Here is a 25,112-nt window from a genome sequence, read left to right on the forward strand (position 1 = left end):
CACGATCTAGCCTTAGGAATCACATTCCAGTCGGACGAAGTGCTCACCGGCCAGCGGCTCGATGACCAGCGTCTCGCCCCCCAACCCCAAGCCGTCAACGCCACGCTGATCGACTCCCATTAGTCGGGTTTGTCCGGTTTCGCCTGGAAGACGACGCCGGCATCGTCGGCGTCCTCGATCTGCTTGTCGGCTTCGGCGGACGGATCTTTAGCGAGCAGCACCTGTATCGCGTTGTTGAGAAATGCGACCGTCGGGACGGCGAGCAAGGCGCCGACGATCCCGGCAAGCACACCGCCGGTGGAGATCGCCAGCACCACCGCGAGCGGATGAATCGACACCGCGCGACCCATCACCAACGGCTGCAGCAAATGAGCCTCAAGTTGGTTTACCGCTATCAGCAAACCCAGTGTGAGCAGCGCATAGACGATGCCCTTCGCGAGCAGGGCCACGACCACGGCCAGAAAGCCCGCGATCACGGCACCGACCAGCGGAATGAAGGCGCCCAGGAACACCAGTGAGGCCAGCGGCAGCGCCAGTGGAATGCCCATGATCGCCAATCCCGTACCGACACCCGCCGCATCGGTCAGGGCGACCAAGAACGTGGCCCGCACGTACCCGATGAGCGAGCCGTATCCGGCATGGCCCGCCTCGCGCACCCTTTCCCGAACGTCGACGGGAAAGATCTTGGTGACGTATTGCCAGATGTTGCGGCCGCCGTAGAGGAAGAAAATGAGCGTGAACAGCACCAACACCGCGGCGGTGACCACTTCGGTGAGGGTAGCCGCGGTGGACAGCGCGCCGCTGGTCAGTTTCGCCTGATTGTTGTGCAACGCCTGGATGGCGGCGTTGCCCGCGTTGTCGATCTGTTCGGCCCGCAAATGCAGCGGCCCTTCGATCAGCCACCTACGGGTGGAGTCGATGCTGCGGGTCACCTGCTCGGTCAGATCGGGCAAACCGTAGACGAACTGGGTGATGACGAACGTCAGGATGCCGCCCAGAATCGCGAATCCGCCCAGCAACACCAACGCCACCGCGGCACCACGCGGCAGGCGGCCTCGGTCCATCCAGTCGACCACCGGGACCAGCAACGCACTCATCATCAATGCCAGCAACACCGGAACGATGATCACTTCGAGTTTCTCGATGACCCACAGCAGGGCGATCGCCGCGGCCAGGATGACTAGCAACCGCCACGACCAGGCCGCAGTCTTGCGGACGAGCGGTTCAACCGAAGCGTCGTCGGAGTTTGCCGGCATCTGGGAAGCCTATCCGGCACGGCACGCCGCCAAACGTGCCCGACGACTGTTTCGGGCCCGGCTCAGGCCTCGCCGGCCGACACGATCCGGTTACGACGGCGACACGGTCGGAGCCGCGTCACGATCGCTTCGCCACCTGCGCGGTTACCCTAAAACGCGTGTCGCATGACGCACCCGTCCGCAAGCTCGAACTGACGCGCGAGCCGACCCCGCGCGGCAGGTATTGGTGGGTGCGATGGGTGACCCTCGGAATCGTCGCGATCGTGCTTGCCGTCGAGGTCGCCCTGGGGTGGGACCAGCTGGCCAAGGCTTGGATGAGCTTGTGGACGGCGAACTGGTGGTGGTTGCTCGCGTCGGTGCTGGCGGCGGCCGCGTCGATGCACAGCTTCGCCCAGATCCAGCGAACCCTGCTGACATCCGCCGGCGTGCGCGTCAAACAATGGCGGTCGGAAGCCGCCTACTACGCGGCCAACTCGTTGAGCACCACGCTGCCGGGCGGACCGGTGCTGTCTGCCACGTTTCTGCTTCGGCAGCAACGGATTTGGGGTGCATCGACGTTGGTGGCGTCCTGGCAGTTGGTGATGGCGGGCGTGCTACACGTGCTCGGGCTGGCACTGCTTGGTCTGGGCGGCGCATTTTTCCTGGGTGCCAAGAACAACCCGTTCTCGTTGCTGTTCACGCTGGGCGGTTTCGTCGCATTGTTGCTGCTCGCCCAGGCGGTGGCATCACGGCCTGAGCTGATCGACGGGATCGGCTGCCGGGTTCTGGCATGGGTCAACTCGGTTCGTGGCAGGCCGGCCGAGTCCGGTCTGAAGAAGTGGCGCGAGACCCTCACGCAGCTCGAATCGGTCAGCCTGGGCCGGCGCGACCTGGCGGTGGCATTCACTTGGTCACTTTTCACCCGGGTCTGCGATGTTGCCTGCCTTGGCTTCGCTGCGTATGCGGCCGGCGACCACGCGTCGATCGCCGGGTTGACGGTCGCGTGCGCGGCCGCTCGAGCGGTCGGCACGATACCGCTGATGCCGGGCGGGTTGCTGGTCGTCGAGGCGGTGCTGGTGCCCGGCCTGGTCTCTAGCGGCATGTCGTTGCCAAGCGCCATCTCGGCGATGCTGATCTACCGGCTGATCAGCTGGTTACTCATCGCCGCTGTCGGCTGGGTGGTGTTCTTCTTCGTGTTCCGCACCGAGAACACGGATGAGGAAGCCGACCCCGACGACGAAGACACCGGTGCGCTGCCCGTCGGGCACCAGGGTGACCCCGGGGCCGACCCGACCGAGACCGCCCTGCAGGGTCCCTTACCGCCGCCCGAGCCCAAGCCTGAGCGCGGGTAACCGACTTTCGGCCCGTTGAGTGTGAATGGACGCGACGGCACGCGCCGACGACGCGTCATGCAGTTCACACCGGGCGCCGGCCGACGTCAGCCGGCGGTATTCCCCCGCGGCGGACCGGGAAGCGGGTTGGTCGCCGGGGGTGGGGTGCCCGCCGGGCCGCCCATCGGCAGCGCGCCCGCCGCACCGCCGGGCAGGCCCGGCAGCCCGCCGCCGGCTTGCGCCTGCTGCATCATGCCCATGGCCTGCGGGATGCTGATCGGCAGCTTGCACTGCATCGACAGCTTGGTCAGCGGCTGCGCAATCGACGTCAAGTCACCGGCAACCTTGGGGTTGGCCTCGAAATAGGACTTCAGCGATGTGAACGACTGCGGCCCGGCCTGCTGCTGCAGCATGGTGGTCATCGTCTGGTTGGTCTCGGGGTGCGAGTCCAGGTAATCGCCCATCGACTTGGAGACCGAACCGATCGTCCTGGCGACTTCACTGGCCGCGCACGGGTCGTTGGCACCGGTCGCCGGTGGCCCGGCCAGGACCGCGATGGCAGCGCCCGGCACTGTGGTGGCGATCAGCCCTGCGAACAGTCGGCGGCGCCTGGCCGCGGTGCCCGTCGTCATGGATAACTCCTTAGGAGTTTGCGATGGCCTGCCGAGTCCTGACACCTCGCAAACGCTGCGATAGAAGGCTCTTTAATGGCGGGGTTCCCCGGGTGCCCCGCGCGGCCACCGCAACATCCTGCCATCCCCGATGTCGCCGCTGCCAACTCATGTGACCGAAATCCCGCTCGGTCACCGGTTCACAACAACTTCGCTGCGTCTTGGCAACATCGGTGTCTTTGCAGCTCAGCAAGCAGATGAGCCGACATAATCCACAGCTGGCTGCGGTATTCTCGCCTGCACGCATTGCGTGAGATACCCGGGAGTGAAGAAATCCAGCAGTTCATGATGCGCCTCAGCCGCAGCCTGCGTAAGTACCGCTGGTTGGTCTTCACAGGCTGGTTGCTGGCATTGGTGCCGGCCGTCTATCTGGCGATGACGCAGTCCGGGAATCTCACCGGCGGCGGTTTCGAGGTCGCCGGCTCGCAGTCGCTAGTGGTCCACGATCAACTCGAGGATCTCTACCACGACCAGGGAGCATCCTCGTTGGCGCTGGTGGCCGCCCCCCGACCGGACGCCAGCTACCAGGACATCAACGACGCCGTCGCAGAGCTGAGAAGCATCGCCGGCGAATTTACCGGAGTCACCGAGGCGCCCAACCCCACCCAGCGGCCGCCGCAGCCCGACCGGCCGTATGTGGTGTCGCTGCGGCTGGACGCGCGCAACGCCAACACCAGTGACATCGCCAAGCAGCTCCGCCAAAAGGTTGGCGTCAAGGGCGACCAGCCCGGTCAGACCGCCAACGGCCGCGTGCGGCTGTACGTCATCGGGCAGGGCGCACTCAGCGCTGCCGCGGCGGCAAACACCAAGCACGACATCGCCGCCGCCGAACGGTGGAACCTGCCGATCATTCTGATCGTCTTGCTGGCGGTGTTCGGTTCGCTGGCCGCCGCCGCGATCCCACTGGCCCTCGGCATCTGCACGGTCGTGGTCACCATGGGCTTGGTCTACCTGCTGTCCGCCTACACCACCATGTCGGTGTTCGTGACGTCGACGGTGTCGATGTTCGGGATCGCGCTCGCCGTCGATTATTCGCTGTTCATCCTGATGCGTTTCCGCGAGGAACTGCGTGCCGGCCGCCAGCCGACCGAAGCCGTGGACGCCGCGATGGCCACGTCGGGGCTTGCGGTGGTGCTGTCCGGGATGACCGTCATCGCCTCCCTGACCGGGATCTACCTGATCAACACCCCGGCGCTCAAGTCGATGGCGACCGGAGCGATTCTGGCCGTCGCGGTGGCGATGCTGACAGCGGCCACCATGACGCCGGCGGTGTTGGCGACGTTCGGCCGGGCGGCCGCCAAGAGGTCGGCGCTACTGCACTGGTCGCGCCAGCCGGAGACTTCGCAGTCCCGGTTCTGGAACCGCTGGATCGGGTGGGTGATGCGCCGGCCGTGGATATCGGCGATGGCGGCGTCGGCAGTGCTGCTCGTCATGGCCGTGCCGGCGGCCTCGATGGTGCTGGGCAACAGCCTGCTGCGCCAGTTCGATTCCGCGCACGAGATCCGCGCCGGGGTGGCCGCGGCGGCCCAAGCGCTCGGACCCGGCGCGCTGGGCCCGATTCGGGTGCTGGTCACCTTTCCCGACGGCGGCGCGGCCTCACCCGAGCACGGCCAGACGATCACCGCAATCCGTGAGCGGATGACGCAGGCTCCCAACATCGTCTCGGTGTCACCGCCGCAATTCGCCGAGGACAACGGCAGCGTTCTGCTGTCCGCGGTGTTATCGGTCGATCCCGAGGACATGAAGGCCCGGGAAACCGTCGGCTGGATGCGCGCGCAGCTACCCAAGATTCCCGACGCTGGAACGGCGCGGGTTGACGTCGGCGGCCCGACCGCGCTGATCAAGGATTTCGACGACCGGGTGTCTGCGACCGAGCCGCTGGTGCTGCTCTTCGTCGCCCTGATCGCGTTCGTGATGCTGTTGATCTCGATTCACTCGGTGTTCTTGGCGTTCAAGGGCGTGCTGATGACGTTGCTGTCGGTCGCGGCCGCCTACGGCAGCCTGGTGATGGTTTTCCAATGGGGCTGGCTACAGGATCTCGGTTTCACACAAATCAGCTCGATCGACAGCACCGTTCCCCCCCTGGTGCTGGCGATGACCTTCGGTCTCTCGATGGACTACGAGATCTTCCTGCTGACCCGCATCCGGGAACGCTTCCTGCACTCCGGTAACACCCATGACGCGGTCGCCTACGGCGTGAGCACCAGCGCACGCACGATCACCAGCGCCGCCCTGATCATGATCGCGGTGTTCATCGGCTTTGCGTTCGCCGGTATGCCGCTGGTCGCCGAGATCGGGGTGGCGTGCGCCGTTGCGATCGCGGTGGACGCCACCGTGGTGCGGCTGGTCCTGGTGCCGGCGCTGATGGCGATGTTCGCCCAGTGGAACTGGTGGCTGCCCCGCTGGCTGGCCCGCGTCTTGCCGTCGGTCGACTTCGACAGGCCGCTGCCCGAGGTCGACCTCGGTGACGTCGTGGTGATCCCCGACGACATCTCGGCCCTCACGGCGCCCAGCGCTGACTTGCGGATGGTGCTCAAGTCGGCCGCGAAGCTCAAGCACTTGGCGCCCGATGCCATTTGCGTGGCCGACCCGCTCGCCTTCACCGGCTGTGGGCGCAACGGCATAAGGACGCAAGTCGGCCTTGCGCAGGGCCAGAACGAGGGCCGGGGACTGGGCCCCGGACAGATCCCCCACCAGGTCAGCATCAGCGATGACGACGTGGCGGTCTCGACGGGCCCGGCCGGCGCCAACGGTCACCCTGCGACCAAGAAGCTGGCCGCCGGCCTGGCGTCGCGCAACGGCATCGCCCGCGTTATCGCCGGAGGGGACCGGCCGGTTCATCCGGTCACGCTGTGGCGCGGGCGACTGTCGGTCGCCATCGACGCGCTGGAAACCAATCGGAAGACCGACACGGACACCACCGACCAGCCAAAATTCGAACGGCGCAGTCCGGTGGAAACCACCCACGTTCAATTGCCCACCGGCGACCGGCTGCTCGTCCCGACCGGGGCGGAAGCGCTGCGCCTCAAGGGCTACCTGATCATGTGCCGTAACAGCAGCCGCGATTACGCCGACTTTGCTGACATGGTCGAGACGGTAGAGCCCGAGACCGCCGCGCTAGTGCTGGCCGGTATGGACAGGTATTACTGTTGTCAAACACCCAGGCGGCAATGGATCGCCACCCAGTTGGTCCGTCGGCTCGCAGATCCAGACCCTTCCGATTTCGGCGACGAACAATTGTCCGAACCCGACGCCAAGGCCGACTGGGAAGAGGTCAGGCAGCGCTGCCTGTCAGTGGCTGTGGCAATGCTGGAGGAGGCGAGGTGACGTTGGCATCCGACCGGCGCCCCGCGTCGCCGCCCCAGCGGCGCGCAAGCGAACAGCACAGCCCCAGCACTGGGTCTTCCCAGGACCCCGACCAGCCGGTGGAGTTCTGGCCGACCGCCGCCATCCGAGCGGCGCTGCAGGGCGGTGACATCGCCACCTGGAAGCGCATCGCCGCCGCCTTGAAACGCGACCCGTACGGGCGGACCGCCCGCCAGGTGGAAGAGGTCCTCGACGGCACGCGGCCCTACGGCATCTCCAAGGCCCTGTGGGAGGTGCTGGAGCGCGCCCGCGCGCACCTCGAGGCCAACGAACGCGCCGAGGTGGCCCGCCACGTGCGGCTGCTGGTCGACCGCTCCGGCCTGGGTCAACTGGAGTTCGCGTCCCGTATCGGGGTGAGCTCGGAGGATCTGGCCGCCTATCTGGACGGCAGCATGAGCCCGTCGGCCTCGCTGATGATCCGGATTCGCCGGTTGTCGGATCGGTTCGTCAAGGTGAAGTCGGCACGTTCGCCCGAATCCAACTGATGCGTCAGCGGGAGTTTATCGGCGCCACATCGGACACCAGCCAGTTGCTGCCGCGCTTGGTGAGCGTCACCCGTAGCGCCGGCGCCGCCTGACTGGCCGGCTGGCCGGGCGTGTTCTGGGTTTCCCGCAGGATCACCGCCACCATGGCCGCCGACGGCCCGAGGGCCTCGACCCCGGCCGACAGCGTGGCGGCCTGCGCCGTGACGTTGTGCTGCGCAAGGTCGGCGCTGGACTTCTGGTACTGCTCCTTGAACGCGCCCGCGTGCTCCGGCACCATCATCGCCGTGGCCCGGTCGATGGAGCCTGTCGGGGCGCTCGGGGTGAACGACGCCATCGCCTCGGCCATCCCCGTCGCGACCTGAACCACCTCGCGGGAATCCTTTCTGAAGTCGCGGTCCGACCTCGTCCAATGCGTGTACCCGGTCAGCACCGCCGCCGATAGCGCGGCCGCGCACAGGAACACAACGGCCAATCGCAGCCCCGGTGCATCGTCATCGGTTCCGAGGCTGACCGAATCACGGCGCAGCAGCCAATAATTGACAGCCACCCCTTCGACGATCAGCAGGACCAGCACCGAGCACGCCGACACCCACCACAGCGGCCAGCCGAGTACGACTCCGATCGCCAGCAGCGCGGCGATCGCGGCCAGTGGGGCCACGATGTCGAAGGCCAGCAGCCGCCACAGGTTTCTCATCGGATCGATCCCAGCCCGGAGATCATCAACTTGCCGTCCACGTCCGAGACGTCGAGCCGCAAGTTCCAGTGCACCGTCTGCGGTTTGGCGCCGACGTTCTCGCTGACCGACGTCGCGACCACCATCACCGAATCCGTTCGGGTGGCGAATGGCGGCAACTTGGTGGTAACGACCGGCCGGGAGACACCGGGCTGGGTATCCAGGTCGTGGTGCACCGTTTCTATGGCCACCGCCTCGATCCGGCCGGCGCTCTGCGACTGCAACTTCTGCACCACCTGGCGATAAGGCTGGACGGCCGCGTCGAAGTCGGTGTTGAGTTCTCCGACCGTGCCGTCGTGCAACTTCTGCAGGCTGGCGTCGATGTTGGTGCTGTTCATGTTGATCAGCACGCCCGCCCAGTCGGCGGCGGTCTGCATGACACGGGTCAGGTAGGTGCGCTCGGCCGCCTCGTCGCGGTGCGCGGACCAGATCAGCACGCCGAGCACGACCGCGGCGACCGACAGCACGCCGAGAAAGGTCGACGCGATGCCGTAATTGGAGAAGATCGCGCCGCCGGCGGTTTCGGGCCCGGAGTCAGGTTCTGCAGAGTCGGCGGCTTCTTCCGGGGTCGGTGGCTCGGTTTGCTCGCCGTCGGGCATGGCCCGATCGTCGCACCCAAAAGAAGATGGAAGGATGGCGGGGTGACAGTAGAGGCCATCCAATCGGGCATCGACTTGAGCTACGTCGATGCGAACGCCCGCCCCCAAGACGACTTGTTCGGTCATGTCAACGGCCGCTGGCTCGCCGAATACGACATACCCGCGGACCGGGCGACCGACGGCGCCTTCCGCTGCCTGTTCGACCGCGCCGAGGAACAGGTGCGCGACCTGATCGTCGAGGCCAGCGAAAGCGGCGCCGCGGCCGGGAGCGACGCACAACGCATCGGCGACCTGTATGCCAGCTTCCTCGACGAGGAAGCCGTCGAACGCAGGGGGGTGCAACCGCTGCGCGACGAGCTGGCCACCATCGAGAACTGTGCCGATGCTTCCGCCTTGGCCGCCGTGGTGGGCGCCCTGCAACGCACCGGGGTGGGCGGCGGCGTGGCGATGTATGTGGACACCGATGCCAAGAACTCGGCGCGTTACCTGGTGCACTTCACCCAATCCGGCATCGGATTGCCCGACGAGTCGTATTTCCGCGACGAGCAGCACGCCGAGGTGCTGGCGGCGTACCCGGGACACATCGCGCGGATGTTCAGCCTCGTCTTCGGCGGGGACCACACCGAGACCGCGGCTCGCATCGTGGCGCTGGAGACCAAACTCGCGGCCGCGCACTGGGATGTCGTCAAGCGCCGTGATGCCGATCTCACCTACAACCTGCGCACCTTCGCGGAGCTACAGACCGAGGCGGTGGGCTTCGACTGGACCGGCTGGGTTAACGCGCTGGGCAGCACGCCGGAGGCTGTCGCGGAACTGGTTGTGCGCCAACCCGATTACCTCACGGCGTTCGCCGCGCTGTGGGACAGCGGCGATCTTGAAGACTGGAAGCACTGGGCGCGTTGGCGTTTGATCCGCGCCCGCGCCCCCTGGTTGACCGACGACATCGTTGCCGCGGACTTCGGGTTCTACGGTCGCCTGCTGACCGGCGCCGAGCAGATCCGGGACCGCTGGAAGCGGGCGGTGTCCCTGGTGGAGAGCCTGATGGGCGATGCCGTCGGAAAACTCTATGTGCAGCAGCATTTCCCGCCGGGCGCCAAGGCCCGGATCGACGGCCTGGTGGACAACTTGCAAGCGGCGTATCGGCTCAGCATTACCGAGCTGGACTGGATGACGCCGCAAACCCGCGAGCGTGCGCTGGCCAAGCTGGAAAAGTTCACCGCCAAGGTCGGCTACCCGGCGAAGTGGCGCGACTATTCCAAGCTGGTGATCGACCGCAACGACCTCTACGGCAACTACCAACGCGGGTACGCGGTCAATCACGATCGCGAGCTGGCCAAGCTCGGCGGACCGGTGGACCGCGACGAATGGTTCATGACGCCCCAGACCGTCAACGCCTACTACAACCCGGGGATGAACGAAATCGTCTTCCCCGCAGCCATTTTGCAGCCGCCGTTCTTCGACGCCCAAGCCGACGACGCCGCCAACTACGGCGGGATCGGGGCGGTGATCGGACACGAGATAGGGCACGGCTTCGACGACCAGGGCGCCAAGTACGACGGCAACGGCAATCTGGTCGACTGGTGGACCGACGACGACCGCACCGAGTTCGGCACCCGCACCAAGGCGCTGATCGAGCAATACGACGTATACGCGCCCAGGGGACTCGACAGCAGCCACCACGTGAACGGCGCATTCACCGTCGGTGAAAACATCGGCGACCTGGGCGGGCTGTCCATCGCGCTGCTGGCCTACCAGCTGTCGCTGAACGGCCGGCCCGCCCCCGTGATCGACGGCCTCACCGGCGTGCAGCGGGTGTTCTACGGCTGGGCGCAGGTGTGGCGGACCAAATCGCGTGAGGCAGAAGCGATCCGGCGACTCGCGGTGGACCCGCATTCCCCGCCGGAGTTCCGGTGCAACGGGGTGATCCGCAACCTGGACGCCTTTTACGACGCCTTCGACGTGGCCGAGGACGACGCGTTGTTCTTGGAGCCGAAGAGCAGGGTCAGGATCTGGAACTGACCCCGGTAAGCAGGGGCTCGATTCGCGCGGGCACGTGTTTGTGCCACGGCGTGCCGGCGTAGGGGTCGCGCCATTCCGTGGAGGTGAGCACGTTCGGAGCGACGCCCGGAACGACGGTAAGCCCGTCGTCGTCGACGTAGTCGAGCCCAAAGCCGTTGGGGAGGGCCGCGTGGCCGGCAAGCATGGTCTCGGTGATTTCGACCGTCGCGTCGGCGGTGCCGGCCGCGGTGCTGATCCGGACCCGGCATCCGTCGGCAAGCCCAAGGGCCTGGGCGTCTTCGACGCTGACGCGCAGCGCCCCGTCAGCGTCCCGTTTGCGCCAGGACGGGTCGCGAAAGATGTCGTTGGCGGTGTAGGCGCGCCGCTCGCCCACCGACAGCACGATTGGAAACTCCGGCGTGGTCAGCTCGGCCGGCGTTGCGGCCAACGCCGTTAGCTCGTCGGTCATTTCGGGTATTTCCAGGGCGATCTTATGGTCAGCGTGGCTGATCAGCGCGAAGTCGTCCTCGTAGTTGTGCACGGTGAACGTGACCCCCGACGGGCTGTCGAGGATGGCGTCGAACAGCGCGTTACCGTCGGCGTGACCGGCACGCCGGACGGCCTCAGGATAGCTCATGGCGGCCTTCTGGGCGAGTCCCCACAGGGCGGCCGCGCCGGACAATCCGTCCGGCAGCGTCGGTCCCAGTGTTTCGTAAAGCACGTAGGGAACCAACCTTGCCACGGTCGGATTGGTTGCCACGGCGGCGAGAAACGCTTCGGCGTACGCCTGGCGGCCGCGCCGCGCGGCCTCGTGCAGCGGGCGCAGATCGGCGTCGTCCAGCACGCCGAGCGCGCGCACCAGCCGCGCCCAGATCTCCGGTTCCGGCAGAGTCCCCGGCAACGGCTGCAGCAACGGCCGACGCAATTGAAACGCGTTGCCCGGGAACTCGAAATTGAAGAAGGTGGCCTCCGGCTTCTCGAACTGGGAGGCCGCGGGCAGCACGTAGTGAGCGAGCCTGGCGGTCTCGGTCATCGCGACGTCAACCACCACCATCAGTTCCAACGCCTGAAAGGCCTCGCGGCAGGCGGCCGAATTGGCCAGCGAGTGAGCCGGATTGCTGCTTTCGACGATCATGGCCCGGAACCGGTCCGGGTGATCGGTCAGGATTTCCTCGGGCACAACGTTGCTCGGTATCAGTCCGGCGATGACGGGCGCACCGGTGACGGGTGTCCGACCGGACACCTGACTGAACAGCGGGCCGAAGGTCGAGTGCAGGTGCTGGCCGCCCCTTTTCGCGAAGTTGCCGGTCAGGATCCACAGCAGCTTGTTCAGATAGGAGCACAGGGTGCTGTTGGGTGCCTGCTGAACTCCGAGGTCCTCGAACACCGAGACGCTGGCGGCCGCGGCGATCCGCCGCGCCGCCGCACGCAATAGCTCCTCGTCGACCCCGCAACGCTGCGCGTAGTCGGGGACCGGCACCTCCCGCAGCGCGGCGCGGACGGCGTCGGCGTCGCGCACGTGCTCGGCGAGAAACGCTTCATCGCACAGGTTTTCCTGGACGAGGACCGCGCCCAGCGCGGCCAGACACCAGGCGTCGGTGCCGGGCCGAACCCGGAGATGGAAGTCGGACATCTTTGCGGTGTCGGTGACGACCGGGTCGATCACGATCATCGACCGGGCCGGATCTTTGGCGATCTCGTTGAGCACCACGCGAGCTCGGGGAAAGCTCTGCGACATCCATGGATTCTTCCCGACGAACACCGCCACCTCGGCGTGCTCGAACTCGCCCCTGGTGTGACCGCCGTAGAGCTGCCCATCGATCCAGGCCTCGCCGGTCTTCTCCTGCGCCAGCGCATTTGACCGGTAGCGCGCTCCCAGGGCCTTGAGGAAGGCACCGCTGTAGGCACCGCCCAGGTGGTTGCCCTGCCCACCGCCGCCGTAGTAGAAGATCTTGTCGCCGCCATAGGTGTCACGGATGTGCTTGAACCCCTCGGCGATCTCGACAATCGCGGTGTCCCAGTCGATCTCCTCGTAGGTACCGTCGGCGCGCCGGCGCATCGGTGAGGTCAGCCGGGCGCGGCTGTTCTGGTAGTGGTCGAGCCGCAACGCCTTATTGCAGGTGTAGCCCTGGGACGCCGGATGCGCCTTGTCGCCCCGGATTCGGGCCAGCCGGCGATCTTCGACCTGCACGACGATGCCGCAGTTGCACTCACAGAGGATGCATGCAGTGGACTGCCATTCACCGCTCATCGTGGGGGTTCCCTTTCTCTAGGTTTCGGCGCCCGCTGCCAGAAGCAGGTTGCGCAGTTGGCGGTGAACGACGTCGAGGGGCGTCAGGTCGCGTCGCACCCGGGCCAGCAAGATCGCACCCTCGACGGACGTCGTCGCCAACACCGCCAATTCGCCGGCCCGGTCCGGGGGTATTCCGTCGGCAATGAAGCGCCGGGCGATCAGGTCCTCCCAGTGGTCGAACACCGCCGCGGCGCGCTCGATTACCGGCGCCATCCGCTCACGGTCGGATTGCTCGCCCGCTTCGACGGAGACCGCCACGACGGGGCATCCGGCGCGGAAATCGCTGTCGAGCAGCTGCCGGCGGTACTTGTCGATTAACGTGTCCAACAGTTCGAGGGCCCCACTGGCCTCCGTAATGACGCCGGCGACGTGCTCGCCCGCGTAGTCGACCGCCTCGCAGAGCAGTTGGGTTCGCCCGCCCGGGAAGTAGTGATACGCCGACCCACGCGGTGCCCGGCTGTGCTCGAGAACGTCCGAGATCGCGGTGGCGTGCGCGCCCCGCTCCCTGATCAACAGCGCGGCAGAGACCACCATCCGCTCGCGTGGGCTGCGCATTCGTCACTCCTCGGTGCTGCGGGTCTATGTATGATACTATACATAATCGCGGGACGAGCAAGGCCCTCGGCAATTTCGACGAGAAGACGCAGAATCGCCCATTTCTATCGAAATAGGGCGATTCTGCGTCTGTTCGGCTCGCCGAGAGTCAGTTCAGCCAGTCGTTGGAGCCGTCGTTCTTCTTGTAATCGCCGCCGGAGGAGTTCTTCACGATGATGGGATCACCGGCGCCGAAGTTGTCGAAGAACCACTTCGCGTTGGTGGGGCTGATGTTGATGCAGCCATGGCTGACGTCGCGCTTTCCCTGATCATCCACCGACCACGGGGCGCTGTGCACGAAGTCACCGACGTTGTCGAACCGGACGGCCAGTTCGACCGTCACCTTGTAGCCGTAGGTCGAATTGACCGGGACCCCGTAAGTCGAGGAGTCCATCACCACCGAGGGCATCTTCTCCTGGACGTAGTAGGTGCCGTTGGGGGTCTGATGGTTGCCGGCCGACATGCCCATCGACATCGGGAAGGTCTTCTCCACGGTGCCGTTGCGGGTGATGGTCAGCTGATGCGTGGCGTCGTCGGCCGTCGCCACCAGCGTGTCTCCGGTCTGGAAGGTGTTCACCGTACCGCCCGCATTGACGGTCACCGCGGTGTGGGCGGGCCAAAAGCTCAACGGGCGCCAGCGCAGCTGCGTCGGGGTCATCCAGTAGAACTTGCCCGAGACTGGCGGGACCGACGAGACATGCACAGCGCTTTCGGCCGCGCCGGCGTCATCAACCCGACCCGGAAAATTGATGATGATCGGCTGGCCCACCCCCACTGTCGAACCGCCCGCAGGGACGAACCTCGGCGTCCCGAACGGCGCGGTGCCGGTGAACGGGGTCGGGTCCTGTCCGGCAGCGGGGCCCGCCACCACCGGTAATGCCACCGGGCCGGGCGCCGGCGCCAGCGGGTCGGCCGGCGGCGGCAGCAGCAAGGGTGGCAACACCAAGGGTGGTGGCGCGGGCGGGTCCGCGGGTGCGGCGACCACGCCCGGATCGCCGGGAGCGGGGTCGGGATCCGCCAGGGCCGGGCCGGCGCCCAGCACCAATACGGAAGCCAGTCCGGCTGCGTTCAGAGCGGCGAAGCGGCTTCGCCACGTCCAGCCCGCCATATGCACACCTCCAGTCAGGTTCTGGAAATAGTGTGGCACAGCGGGAACGCCAGCTACCTTTTCCGCGGCCGGAAGCGGCCGGGCATCAGCCCAATTCATGCCGGTGAACTGCGCAGCTATGAATTACGTGAGCTTGCCGGCGCAACGTCCAGCATCCGCCGGTTGGCCGCGATGCCGGCCAGCGCGACCCCCATCAGACCCGCCGAGGCGGTCAGCATCAGCGCCACACTGCGCTCATACAAGAGACCACCCGCCAGCGAGCCGGCCATGATGCCCACTTGGAACGCCGTCACGTACAGGCCCGACGCCCCGTCGGGGTCGTCGGCCCCGTTGCGCATCGCGGCGGATTGCATCATCGGCGACACGGCCGTGGCCATCGCGCCCCACAACACGATCGCGGCCGTCCCGATCAGCGCCGTCGCCGCGGACGTCTGGCCGCCGAACGCCAGCGCGGTGAGCACCACGAACGCGGCCGTCAACCCCGCCATGCAAATGACGATCGCCCCCCTGGGCCGGCGATCCAGCGGCCGCGCCACCAATGACACCGACAGCAGGCCCGCAACCCCGTACGCGGCCAGCACCCAGGCCAGATTCGGGCCCCGCACACCGACGACGTTGCGGATGATCACCACGATGAACGTGTACGAAACGAAATGTCCGGTGACGGCGACCATCGCGAGCAGGCTCACCGTGATCAACCGCTTGTTGCGGTGATGGCGCGAGCGCGGGCCCACGTGCCTGAGCTGATCCTCGGTGAGCACCATCTCCGGCAACATCATCTGCGCGGCCACCGTGACGATGGCCGCCGCCACGGTGATGCACACCACCGCCACCCGCCAGCCCCACATCAGGCTCATGGCCGCCGTGAGCGGGCTGCCTACCACCAGCGCCAGGCTGGTTCCGACGTAGATCGACGTCGTGGCACGTCCGGCGTGGCTGGGCGGCACCAGCCTGGTGGCGATCGGGGCGATGACCGACCACAGCAAGCCGTGGGTGAGCGCGCAGAGCACCCGCCCGGCCGCCAGCACCGCGAAGCTGGGCGCCAGCGCCGAGATGACCTGCGAGGCCGTCAGGCAGGTCAGGCTGATCACCAGCGTCCGCCGGCGCGGCCAGTGCGCGGTCCAGCGCACCAGCGGAATTGTTGTCAGGGCCGCAACCAGCGCGTACCAGGACAGCAGGGTCCCCACCAGGGCCAAGCTGACCTGCAGGTTTCGTGCGATCGCCGGTAGCGCACCCACCGGCAGGATTTCAGCCGTGACATAGATGAAGGCCGCCGCCGCCAGTACCGCCAATTGAGCGGCGACCCGTGGCGTCCACGTTCGCTCGGCTGCGGTGGCAATTCCGGTTTCGGCAGTCATGGCGGCTTGGTTGCGCAGTCGGCCGGGCAAGAGTTGCTGGCGCGGTGACGCTGACCTTACCGTACGCACCGCCCGGAAGGCTTCACCCAACTTGGCGTTTCAACAGGCCGCAACGGCGACCGTCAGGAACGGACCAGGCGCGCGATGGCGGCGGAGGCCTCGGCCAGCTTGTCGTCGGCGTCGGCTCCCCCCTCGGCCACGGCACGGGTCACGCAGTGGCTCAGGTGCTCGTCGAGCAGGTTCAGCGCCACCGACCGCAGGGCGCTGCTGACCGCGCTGATCTGGGTGAGGACGTCGATGCAGTATTTGTCTTCGTCGATCATCCGCGCGATGCCGCGGACTTGGCCCTCGATGCGCCGCAGCCGCTTGGCGTAGTTGTCCTTCTGCTGCGAATACCCGTGTGCGGTCGTCATCGCGCTCAAAGCCCTCCCGGTGGGCGGATCGGCCCCGTCAGATACACCGAGTCTACCCTATACCCCAATGGGGTATAACCCGGCCATTTCCGGTGCAATGGCCCCGCGCATACTTGGACGATGGCCACACCCACCGATTCGGCGCCAGTCGCCGACATCAAACCCCGTAGTCGCGACGTCACCGACGGCCTGGAGAAGGCCGCCGCCCGGGGCATGTTGCGGGCGGTAGGCATGGGAGACGAAGACTTCGCCAAGCCGCAAATCGGCGTCGCGTCGTCATGGAACGAAATCACGCCGTGCAACCTGTCCCTGGACCGACTCGCCAAGGCGGTAAAGGAAGGGGTGTTCTCGGCCGGCGGCTACCCGCTCGAGTTCGGGACGATCTCGGTTTCCGACGGCATCTCGATGGGTCACGAGGGGATGCATTTCTCGCTGGTGTCTCGCGAGGTGATCGCGGACAGCGTGGAAACCGTGATGCAGGCCGAGCGGCTGGACGGCTCGGTGTTGCTGGCCGGCTGCGACAAATCGCTGCCCGGAATGCTGATGGCCGCCGCACGGCTGGACCTGGCGGCGGTGTTCCTCTACGCGGGCTCCATTTTGCCGGGCGTGGCCAAGCTGTCCGACGGCAGTGAACGCGAGGTCACCATCATCGATGCGTTCGAGGCGGTGGGCGCTTGCTCTCGTGGATTGATGCCGCGCGAAGACGTCGACGCCATCGAGCGCGCGATCTGCCCCGGCGAGGGGGCCTGCGGCGGCATGTACACCGCCAACACGATGGCGAGCGCCGCTGAGGCGCTGGGCATGTCGCTGCCGGGCAGTGCCGCCCCGCCGGCAACCGACCGCAGGCGCGACGGGTTCGCGCGGCGCAGCGGTCAGGCGGTCATCGAGCTGCTGCGGCGCGGCATCACCGCTCGTGACATCCTCACCAAGGAGGCGTTCGAGAACGCGATCGCGGTGGTGATGGCGTTCGGCGGCTCGACCAACGCGGTGCTGCACCTGCTGGCGATCGCCCACGAGGCCGACGTCAAACTGTCGCTCGAGGACTTCAGCCGGATCGGGTCGCGGGTGCCGCATTTGGCCGACGTCAAGCCGTTCGGCCGCCACGTGATGTCCGACGTCGACCACATCGGCGGCGTGCCGGTGATGATGAAGGCACTGCTGGATGCGGGCCTGCTGCACGGGGATTGCCTGACGGTGACCGGTGCGACCATGGCCGAGAATCTGGCCGCCATCGCCCCGCCGGACCCGGACGGCAAGGTGCTGCGCGCACTGGACAACCCGATCCACCCGACCGGGGGCATCACCATCCTGCGCGGATCACTGGCCCCCGAGGGAGCCGTGGTGAAGACGGCCGGTTTCGATTCCGATGTGTTCGAAGGAACCGCAAGGGTTTTCGACGGCGAGCGGGCCGCGCTGAATGCCCTCGAGGACGGGACCATCACCAAGGGCGACGCCGTGGTGATCCGCTACGAAGGCCCCAAGGGTGGGCCCGGGATGCGCGAAATGCTCGCCATCACCGGCGCGATCAAGGGTGCGGGCCTCGGCAAAGACGTGCTGCTGCTTACCGACGGCCGGTTCTCCGGTGGAACGACCGGCCTGTGTGTGGGACACGTCGCGCCGGAGGCGGTCGACGGGGGACCGATCGCCTTCCTGCGCGACGGCGACCGGGTCCGCCTCGACGTGGCCGGACGCACCCTCGATGTGCTGGCCAACCCGGCCGAATTCGATTCTCGACGAGAGGGTTTCACTCCTCCCCCGCCGCGCTACAAGACCGGTGTATTGGCCAAGTACGTCAAGCTGGTCAGCTCGGCCGCCATCGGCGCGGTCTGCGGCTAGCCCTGGCCCCCGACCGGAATGAACCGGCCAGGCAGGGCGAATTCGTGTCTGGCTTAACGGACTTGGGCGCTAGGCGGGTGTGGCCGCAGCGCGCGTGCGCATGCCGAAGTAGGTCGCGGTCAGGCCCAGCAAGGCCAACACCGCACCCGCGATGACGTGCGACCAGATCATGCCGGCGCTCAGGGTAAGGCCCGGCAGAATCCACGGCGAGAAGACGACCCACAGGCCGAGCACCGGCAGCGTCCAGGTCAGGCCGTGGGTGCGGTCCAGTGCGGTCGCGAACCCGTACGCCAAGACCGCGACCGCGATCCCGGCGATGAGGTCGCACCGGGCAAGGGATCTCGTCGCGCTGAATCCGACGATCCATGGTGACGCAGCAACATACAGGCCCGTCAGCAGAGCCAGACCGAAGGCGAAATGCGCCCTCGTCGACTCGGCGGCGCGCTCATAGCCGGCACGTAGAGCCAACAGATCGGGGTGGTGATCGATTGATGAATGGACTGTACTCATTTTGTGACCTTTCTGTTATGCAGCAAGTCTTTTGGACCGACTGCAAACCATCCATCTTCAGCAAGATTACGCCCGATCGGGCGATGCCAGCAACGAAAATCGGGCCATCGGGAACGCGGGATGCCCGATTCGTGGTTGGACCGCTGCGGCCTATACGCCGGTGAAACGGCTTCACGGATCAGCGAACTCACCTCGGCCGAGGAGGCGGTTACGAACCTGCGCCCGCGCTGACGCCCTAAGGGCTACCGAACAGACGCGATGGCAAACCCATCCCAGCCCTTGGCCCCGACCGTCTGGATCACCGCCGTGTCCAGCCGGGGGTGCTCGCCCATCAGCTGCAGCGTCTGGCGCGTGGTCCGCACTTTGGCGTCATCGGACTCGAGGTCGAGGATCTGGCCGGCGCGAACGACGTTGTCCAGCACGATGACCGAGCCGGGACGGGCCAGCCGGACCGCCCACTCCAGATACGCGGGATAGTTCTCTTTGTCGGCGTCGATGAACACCAGGTCGAAGGGGTCACCGGTCGGTGTCGGCAAGGTGTCCAGCGCGGCGCCGACGATCACCTCCACCCGGTCGCCGACGCCGGCCTGGTGAAGATTGGCCCTCGCGACCTCGGCGTGCTTGGGCTCGTATTCCAGCGTGACAACCCGTGCCTGCGGGCCCGCGCCACGCGCCAGCCAGATGCTGCTGCAGCCGCCCAGCGTGCCGATCTCGAGGATGCGGCGCGCCCGCATCGCACCGGCCAACAGGCACAGGAATTTGCCCTGCTGCACCGACACGGCGATCGGGGGCAACCCGGCCGCGTTGCTGGCCTGCACCGCCGCGGTCAAGGCCGGATCGTCGCCGACCACCGTGGCGTCCAGGAATGCATCGACCTCTTGTGGGGTGGGTTTCTCGGTCATGCCGCCAACGTTAGTTGGGCGCGCCTGCCGTCGCGTGAGCGTGTAGCACACTATTTACTAGATACCCCTATGGGGTATATAGTGGGGTGTGGTTGATTCCACAGTCCGGGAGTCCACGACAACTGACGAGGGAGACTCGAATGACAAGCTACGCGGCTGGAACCTTGCTGACCTGTGGTCATGAGGGCTGCGGATGTCGCGTTCGCATCGAGGTTCCGTGCCACTGTTCCGGCGCGGGTGAGCCTTACCGCTGCACATGCGGCGACGAACTGACCCCCGTCCAGTAGTGCCCGTCGCGGCGATCATCGCCCGAACGTACGACCGGCCAGCTCGACGTCGACGGCCAGCCACAAGGCGGCCGCCGATGCGCCCACCGCCACCGTGTAACCGCCCGGCGTGATGCGCCAGCATCCCAGGATGCCGTCGTAACGGGCCAGCAGGCGCGGATCCGCTTCGATGGCCACCCGGCAGGTCCCGCCCGGCTCGAGCTCGACCCGCTCGAATCCCAGCAGCCGTAGGCGTTCCTCTCCCGGGGCTGCGGTCAGGTACAGCTGTGGGACGTCGGCCCCGCCGCGGTCGCCGATGTTGGCGACGGTGAAGCTCGCGATAATCGTGTCACGGCCACCGATCACCAGGTCGTGATACTCGAACCTGGTGTAGGACAAGCCATGACCGAACGCGAACAGCGGGGCCTTGCCACTCCTGGCGAACCATCGGTAGCCGACCTCGGCTCCTTCGAAGTAGTCGATCGTCGTTGGTGCCCCCCACGGGGCGGCGGGGTCGGGTAGCTCCGGGCGAGGCGTCTGAGCAAGATCGACCGGGAATGTGATCGGCAGCCGTCCCGACGGATTCACTTGACCGGCAAGGATTTCTGCGATGGCCTGTCCACCGGCCTGACCCGGATACCAGGCCTGCACGATCGCGTTCACCGACTCTTGCCAGGGCATGGCCACCGGGTTACCGGTTTCCAGCACGACAACGGTGTTCGGGTTGACCGCGGAGACGGCGGCAATCAGTGCGTCCTGGCCCCAGGGCAGCGATAGGTCGGCGCAATCGAAGCCCTCTCCTTCGGCGCGGACCGCGAACACGATCGCGATGTCGGCTCGCCGCGCCGCCACCGCGGCCTCCGCCGGGCTGGCACCGGGATCAAACTCGATCTGCGCGTTGGGAAGTCGCTTTCTCAGCTCCTCGAGCGGACTCGACGGCAGCAGGTACAGATTACGCATGCCGGCCTCCAGCCCAGGGCCGCCGATCGGGATCACGGCCGCGTAGCCGCCCGGGGGAACGACGGTACTCGAACCGTAGCCGGCCGCAACGCCGACGTGCGCATAGCCGCCGATGACGGCGATGCGTGCGCGCGACTCCGGCGCCAGCGGCAGCAACCCGCGATTGGCCAGCAACACGATTCCCTGTCGCGCGACCCGCAACGCAATTTCGTTGTGCACGGCCATGTCCGGCGCTGGCACGTCCTCATGCCGGTCGATTCCGACCGCGAACATCGACCGCAGAATCCGCCGGACCATGTCCGACAGGCGCTCTTTGGGCAGCCTGCCGTCGGCGTAGGCGGCCCGCAGGGGCTCACCGAACGCCTCGGACTGCCACAGCAGCGCGTCGAGCTGCGCGCCGCACTCCTGGTCGAGGCCGTAGAGCGCGCATTCCCAGCTCGGTGTCGCGCCCCAATCGGACATGACCCAACCGCGGTATCCCCAGGCGCCTTTCAGCACCTCGTTGATCATGACGTGGTTTGCCGCGGCGTAGTCGCCGTTGACCTTGTTGTAGGCCGCCATCACGGCGCCGGGCCGCGACCGCCCAACGGCGATCTCGAAGGCCAGCAAATCGGATTCGCGGTGTGCGTCGGGATCGATGACCGCATCCAGCCAGTGCCGATTGGTCTCGTTGCAGTTCAGCGAGTAGTGCTTGACCGTCGAGATGACACCTTGTTGCTGTATCCCGTTGACCGACTCTGCGGCAATGGTCCCGGTCAAAAGCGGGTCTTCCGAGAGGTATTCGAAGTTGCGACCGTTACGCGGGTCGCGCGCGAGGTTCATCGCGCCCGCGAGCTGCACGTTGAACCCGCGGCTGCGCGCCTCTTGACCGATCGCCCCGCCCACGGCACGGGCGAGCGCCGGGTTGAAGCTGGCGGCCAGCGCCAGTCCGGCCGGCAGTGCGGTGGCCGTATCACCCGGGCGGTAGCCGGGGTTGGTGACGCCGAGGCCGGCATCGCTCATCAGCAACGCCGGGACACCGAGCCGCGGCACCCCGGGCACATACCCGGCGCTCATCGGAACGCCCGGCGGGATGCGCTTATCGCGCAGTGGCCACAGTTCGCCGGCGCCCATCACCCCGACGAGCAGGGAGAATCGCTCCTCGTCGGTCATCTGCATTTCGACCTCGCGCGCCCGCACGTCGGCGTCGGTCTCGTCCGTAACCGGGACACCCAGATCGCTCACCGCACACCCTCTTTGGCGTACACAACTCGCAGCACGTGCCCGAGTTCGGGTCCCATCACCAGCTCCGTCAACTCACACATCGTCGCCACGAACTTCGAACCGTGCGGCGGATCGGACTGGCACAAGTGATGCGCCACCTCGTGCAGCACCACCAGCTCGCGCAGCGCCCAGTCGGCGGTGTCACGGTCGGGAACCGCGATAACGCCCGCGCCGTCGCGGCTTTCGTAATGCGCCGCGCTGGCGGCCCGCCGCGCCCGCACCCTCAGCGGCAACACCGTTGTCCAGCGTTGCCGCACCGCCGGCAGCGCAAGCACGTCGTCAACATAGCGCTGTACGGATGCAAGCGTCCCAAATCGGCCCTCGGGCGGAAGCGTCAACTGCGTGCCGAAGAATTCCACAGCCGGTGACCCATGCTCGGCGGCGCGGTCGAACAGCGTCCGGACGAAATCCTCGGCCGCATAAACCTTGGAGCGCTGGGAATCCCTTCTGGCATACGGCCGGTCGGCACCCCGAGTCGAATCCCCCGGGGTCACCGGCCCAATGCGCTCCGCGCACCGCGCAGCTCGGGGCTGTTCCCGAGCCGCGCTCGCCGACCGGCCCGGTCGCCCGCGCGCCGCGCCGCCGACGAATACCCGGCCGTCGCCCGACTGACCTGATAGGTACCGCGCGCCTTCGACGCGCCGCGGTAGAAGTCGTGTAGCTCGACATCCTTGTTCCGCAGGGCGATAGCGGTACCCGGCGGGCGACGGCGGTCCGTGGTGGCCTCACGTCTGGTCTGGTCGCGGGCCTCGGCCAGGCGCTGACCGACGCGGGCCCCGAAGGCGAGCTGGAAGTTGAGCCGGGCGGTGATCGTCGGCGTGGGCCGGTGGGCGCCCGAAGCGAGGTAGGAGTCCGACGCCCGCACCATCTGGACAACCAGGCTGGCGTACAAGGCGTGGCTGGCGTCGATGTCCTCGGGAAACCCGTATGTGTAGAGGAACGTGGAGTTGGTCGCCACATCGCAGCGCACGTCATTGGCCGTCGCGATCAGCACGAACAGCTGCACGTACGTCCGCAGCCCGCGGGTGCCCGCGGTCCCGATGGTGATGGTCCGCTGGGTCGGGGCCTGCGCGGGCGAGCGGTTGGCCGCATGCGACCGCGCCACCGCCAAGTCGATGGAGGCCGCCGTCGCCAACCGTTGCGCGGCGCCCATGAAAGCGTCGGCCTCGTGCGCGTTGTCGGTGCCTTCGGCCTGACGCAGCAGCGCGGCGATGCGAGCCAGCATTTTGTCGTCGGTCATAGCGCCAAACTACGGGAGCGGTACGACAGTTTGCTTACGGCCGGTCAGAGCCGATCCAAGATCCAGGAGACCACGTCGTTAAGCACCTGGTCACGCTCCGGCTCGTTGAAGACCTCGTGGTACAGCCCGGGGTAGACCTTCAACTCGACGCCGGTGGACCCCACACTCTCGACCAGGCGGCGGCTGCCGTCGACGGGAATCAGCCGGTCGTCGGAGCCGTGCACCACCAGCAGCGGCGCGGTCAATGCCGGTGCCCGCTGCGGCATGGTCTCGCCGACCTGCAGCAGCGCCCGGCCGACGCCGGCCGGGACCTTTCCGTGGTACACCAGCGGATCGTCCTTGTAGGCCTGCACCACCGCCGGGTCGCGGGATATGGCGTCGACGTCGAGCTCCTGCACCGGGAGGCCCGGTACGAGAACCCCGAGCACCTTGGCGGCGAGCACCATCAGCGGCGACACCAGTTCCTGGGCCGCCACCGCCGGCGCCGACAGCACCATCATGTCGTAGTTGTCCGGGCGTTCGACGCCGTAGGCGAACACGATCCCACCGCCCATGCTGTGCCCGAGCACGATGCACTTGAGGCCGTGGTGCTCGCGGGTGGCGATGCGGACCAGGGTGTCGAAATCGGCGGTGTACTCGGAGATGTCCCGCACCAGCATCCGCTTGCCGCCGGAGCGGCCGTGTCCGCGGTGGTCCAGCGCGTAGGTGACCAGCCCGGCGTCGCAGAAACGCTGCGCAACGTGGTCGTAGCGGCGGGCATACTCGCCGAGACCGTGCGACAGCACGACCACCGCCCGCGGCGCGGTGTCCGGCGTCCAGACGTCGTAAACGATGCGCACGCCGCCGACGCCGTCGAAAGTCCGTTCAGTGCGGGTCATGGCAAGTCCTAGTCACTAGGGGCAGCGTAGTGGCTGCCGTGTCGGAGACACTGCGTAGGCTCACTCGAGTGCTCGCAGAAAACGCCGACGGCGAGTTCTCAGCCGTTGCTGAGCCGTACCGACGTGAATTGCTCGCGCACTGCTACCGGATGACCGGCTCGCTGCACGACGCCGAGGATCTCGTGCAGGAGACACTGCTGCGGGCCTGGAAGGGGTACGACCGTTTCGAGGGCAAGTCATCGATGCGGACCTGGCTGCACCGCATCGCCACCAACACCTGCCTGAGCGCGCTGGACGGCCGGCAGCGCCGCCCATTGCCGACCGGGTTGGGGGGATCCCGCTCCGACCCGGCGGCCGAGCTGGTGGAACGCCGCGAGGTGCCCTGGCTTGAGCCACTGCCGGACTGGACGGACGATCCGGCGGACCCGTCGGTCATCGTCGGCTCGCGTGAGTCGGTGCGGTTGGCGTTCGTCGCTGCGCTGCAACACCTCTCACCCCGGCAACGGGCCGTGCTGCTGCTGCGCGACGTGCTGCAGTGGCAGGCCGCCGAGGTGGCGGCGGCCGTCGGCACCACCACAACCGCCGTGAACAGCCTGCTGCAGCGGGCCCGGTCCCAGTTGGATGCCGTCCGCCCCAGCGCCGACGACCGGCTGGCGGCGCCGGATTCGGCGGAAACCCAAGACCTGCTGGCCCGCTACATCGCCGCGTTCGAGTCGTATGACATCGACCGCCTGGTGGAGCTGTTCACGGCCGAGGCGATCTGGGAAATGCCGCCCTACGTCGGCTGGTATCGCGGCCCGGAGGACATCGCGACCCTCATCCACCAGCAATGCCCCGCCGAGTCGCCCGGCGATATGCGGCTCCTGCCGTTGGTCGCCAACGGCCAGCCCGCCGTGGCGATGTACATGCGTGCCGGCGGCGTGCACGTGCCCTTTCAGTTGCATGTGCTGGACGTCGTCCGCGACAAGGCAGGCGGGGCGGTGTCACATGTGGTGGCGTTCCTCGACGGCACGCTGTTCGCGAAATTCGGCCTGCCCGATTCGCTGTGAATACCGAACCAGGAAGGTGTAGCA

Annotated in this window: 21 protein-coding genes and 1 pseudogene; 7 read left to right on the plus strand and 15 right to left on the minus strand. The window is 67.1% G+C overall.

The genetic code is table 11. The features are described 5' to 3' along the window. Positions 1 to 119 precede the first annotated feature (119 nt). Positions 120 to 1,256 (minus strand): AI-2E family transporter, encoded by a 1,137-nt coding sequence (locus ACLP4W_RS06075; protein ID WP_442385101.1) that lies wholly within the window; start codon positions 1,254 to 1,256, stop codon positions 120 to 122. 158 nt (positions 1,257 to 1,414) lie between these two features. Here ACLP4W_RS06075 and ACLP4W_RS06080 point away from each other — a divergent pair, with 158 nt between their 5' ends. Further along, positions 1,415 to 2,587, plus strand: coding sequence for a lysylphosphatidylglycerol synthase transmembrane domain-containing protein (locus ACLP4W_RS06080; protein WP_442385103.1), 1,173 nt, complete (start codon positions 1,415 to 1,417; stop codon positions 2,585 to 2,587). Positions 2,588 to 2,673: 86 nt separating this feature from the next. Here the strand turns inward: ACLP4W_RS06080 and ACLP4W_RS06085 are convergent, their stop codons facing one another. Next, the gene (locus tag ACLP4W_RS06085) at positions 2,674 to 3,198 is read right to left on the minus strand and encodes a hemophore (protein ID WP_442385105.1); all 525 of its coding nucleotides are present in this window, start codon (positions 3,196 to 3,198) and stop codon (positions 2,674 to 2,676) included. Between the two features lie 324 nt (positions 3,199 to 3,522). Here ACLP4W_RS06085 and ACLP4W_RS06090 point away from each other — a divergent pair, with 324 nt between their 5' ends. After that, entirely contained in the window at positions 3,523 to 6,564 is a 3,042-nt protein-coding gene (locus ACLP4W_RS06090; protein WP_442385210.1) for an MMPL family transporter, read from the plus strand. Beyond that, the gene (locus tag ACLP4W_RS06095) at positions 6,561 to 7,088 is read left to right on the plus strand and encodes an XRE family transcriptional regulator (protein ID WP_442385107.1); all 528 of its coding nucleotides are present in this window, start codon (positions 6,561 to 6,563) and stop codon (positions 7,086 to 7,088) included. The genes ACLP4W_RS06090 and ACLP4W_RS06095 overlap by 4 nt, the downstream gene beginning before the upstream one ends. Before the next feature lie 4 nt (positions 7,089 to 7,092). On the opposite strand, the gene ACLP4W_RS06100 is transcribed toward ACLP4W_RS06095, so the two are convergent. Then, positions 7,093 to 7,782 carry a hypothetical protein gene (locus ACLP4W_RS06100; RefSeq protein WP_442385109.1) on the minus strand — a complete coding sequence of 230 codons (690 nt, stop codon included), beginning with the start codon at positions 7,780 to 7,782 and terminating at the stop codon, positions 7,093 to 7,095. Continuing rightward, positions 7,779 to 8,420, minus strand: a complete 642-nt coding sequence (locus ACLP4W_RS06105; protein ID WP_442385111.1) for a hypothetical protein — start codon at positions 8,418 to 8,420, stop codon at positions 7,779 to 7,781. The genes ACLP4W_RS06100 and ACLP4W_RS06105 overlap by 4 nt, the downstream gene beginning before the upstream one ends. Positions 8,421 to 8,462: 42 nt before the next feature. Between ACLP4W_RS06105 and ACLP4W_RS06110 the strand changes: the two genes are divergently transcribed. Further along, a complete protein-coding gene (locus ACLP4W_RS06110) occupies positions 8,463 to 10,439 on the plus strand; it encodes a M13 family metallopeptidase (protein ID WP_442385113.1) in 1,977 nt (658 codons plus the stop codon). Here the strand turns inward: ACLP4W_RS06110 and ACLP4W_RS06115 are convergent. The 5 genes from ACLP4W_RS06115 to ACLP4W_RS06135 form a co-directional block, all read right to left on the minus strand. Continuing rightward, positions 10,423 to 12,669, minus strand: coding sequence for a molybdopterin-dependent oxidoreductase (locus ACLP4W_RS06115; protein WP_442385115.1), 2,247 nt, complete (start codon positions 12,667 to 12,669; stop codon positions 10,423 to 10,425). The two genes, ACLP4W_RS06110 and ACLP4W_RS06115, sit on opposite strands and share 17 nt — an antisense overlap. A gap of 18 nt (positions 12,670 to 12,687) precedes the next feature. After that, positions 12,688 to 13,266 carry a TetR/AcrR family transcriptional regulator gene (locus tag ACLP4W_RS06120; protein WP_442385117.1) on the minus strand — a complete coding sequence of 193 codons (579 nt, stop codon included), beginning with the start codon at positions 13,264 to 13,266 and terminating at the stop codon, positions 12,688 to 12,690. 148 nt (positions 13,267 to 13,414) lie between these two features. Beyond that, entirely contained in the window at positions 13,415 to 14,413 is a 999-nt protein-coding gene (locus ACLP4W_RS06125; RefSeq protein ID WP_442385119.1) for a L,D-transpeptidase, read from the minus strand. Positions 14,414 to 14,529: 116 nt separating this feature from the next. Then, a complete protein-coding gene (locus tag ACLP4W_RS06130) occupies positions 14,530 to 15,771 on the minus strand; it encodes an MFS transporter (RefSeq protein ID WP_442385121.1) in 1,242 nt (413 codons plus the stop codon). A 122-nt stretch (positions 15,772 to 15,893) separates the two neighbouring features. Then, a complete protein-coding gene (locus ACLP4W_RS06135; protein WP_442385123.1) occupies positions 15,894 to 16,184 on the minus strand; it encodes a metal-sensitive transcriptional regulator in 291 nt (96 codons plus the stop codon). A gap of 120 nt (positions 16,185 to 16,304) precedes the next feature. Here ACLP4W_RS06135 and ilvD point away from each other — a divergent pair, with 120 nt between their 5' ends. Then, positions 16,305 to 18,020, plus strand: a complete 1,716-nt coding sequence (gene ilvD / locus ACLP4W_RS06140) for a dihydroxy-acid dehydratase (RefSeq protein WP_442385125.1) — start codon at positions 16,305 to 16,307, stop codon at positions 18,018 to 18,020. 69 nt (positions 18,021 to 18,089) lie between these two features. Here the strand turns inward: ilvD and ACLP4W_RS06145 are convergent, their stop codons facing one another. After that, positions 18,090 to 18,530, minus strand: coding sequence for an SPW repeat protein (locus ACLP4W_RS06145; protein ID WP_442385127.1), 441 nt, complete (start codon positions 18,528 to 18,530; stop codon positions 18,090 to 18,092). 242 nt (positions 18,531 to 18,772) lie between these two features. Continuing rightward, positions 18,773 to 19,432, minus strand: coding sequence for an O-methyltransferase (locus tag ACLP4W_RS06150; RefSeq protein ID WP_442385129.1), 660 nt, complete (start codon positions 19,430 to 19,432; stop codon positions 18,773 to 18,775). A gap of 140 nt (positions 19,433 to 19,572) precedes the next feature. Here ACLP4W_RS06150 and mymT point away from each other — a divergent pair, with 140 nt between their 5' ends. After that, on the plus strand, positions 19,573 to 19,719 hold the full coding sequence (gene mymT, locus ACLP4W_RS06155; protein ID WP_442385131.1) for a metallothionein MymT: 147 nt from the start codon (positions 19,573 to 19,575) through the stop codon (positions 19,717 to 19,719). 15 nt (positions 19,720 to 19,734) lie between these two features. On the opposite strand, the gene ACLP4W_RS06160 is transcribed toward mymT, so the two are convergent. The 4 genes from ACLP4W_RS06160 to ACLP4W_RS06175 form a co-directional block, all read right to left on the minus strand. After that, entirely contained in the window at positions 19,735 to 21,816 is a 2,082-nt protein-coding gene (locus tag ACLP4W_RS06160) for a beta-glucosidase (RefSeq protein WP_442385212.1), read from the minus strand. Between the two features lie 62 nt (positions 21,817 to 21,878). Beyond that, positions 21,879 to 22,415, minus strand: coding sequence for a TIGR04338 family metallohydrolase (locus ACLP4W_RS06165; RefSeq protein WP_442385133.1), 537 nt, complete (start codon positions 22,413 to 22,415; stop codon positions 21,879 to 21,881). Beyond that, positions 22,412 to 23,161: a DUF2786 domain-containing protein gene (locus ACLP4W_RS06170; protein WP_442385135.1), complete on the minus strand. Its 750-nt coding sequence runs from the start codon at positions 23,159 to 23,161 to the stop codon at positions 22,412 to 22,414. Before ACLP4W_RS06170 ends, ACLP4W_RS06165 begins: the two co-directional genes overlap by 4 nt. Positions 23,162 to 23,205: 44 nt before the next feature. Beyond that, positions 23,206 to 24,000: an alpha/beta hydrolase gene (locus tag ACLP4W_RS06175; protein ID WP_442385214.1), complete on the minus strand. Its 795-nt coding sequence runs from the start codon at positions 23,998 to 24,000 to the stop codon at positions 23,206 to 23,208. Here ACLP4W_RS06175 and ACLP4W_RS06180 point away from each other — a divergent pair. Further along, positions 23,993 to 25,088, plus strand: a pseudogene (locus ACLP4W_RS06180) (sigma-70 family RNA polymerase sigma factor). The gene ACLP4W_RS06175 and the pseudogene ACLP4W_RS06180 overlap by 8 nt on opposite strands. Positions 25,089 to 25,112 lie beyond the last annotated feature (24 nt).

This window comes from Mycobacterium sp., assembly GCF_052145595.1.
GTDB lineage: Bacteria > Actinomycetota > Actinomycetes > Mycobacteriales > Mycobacteriaceae > Mycobacterium.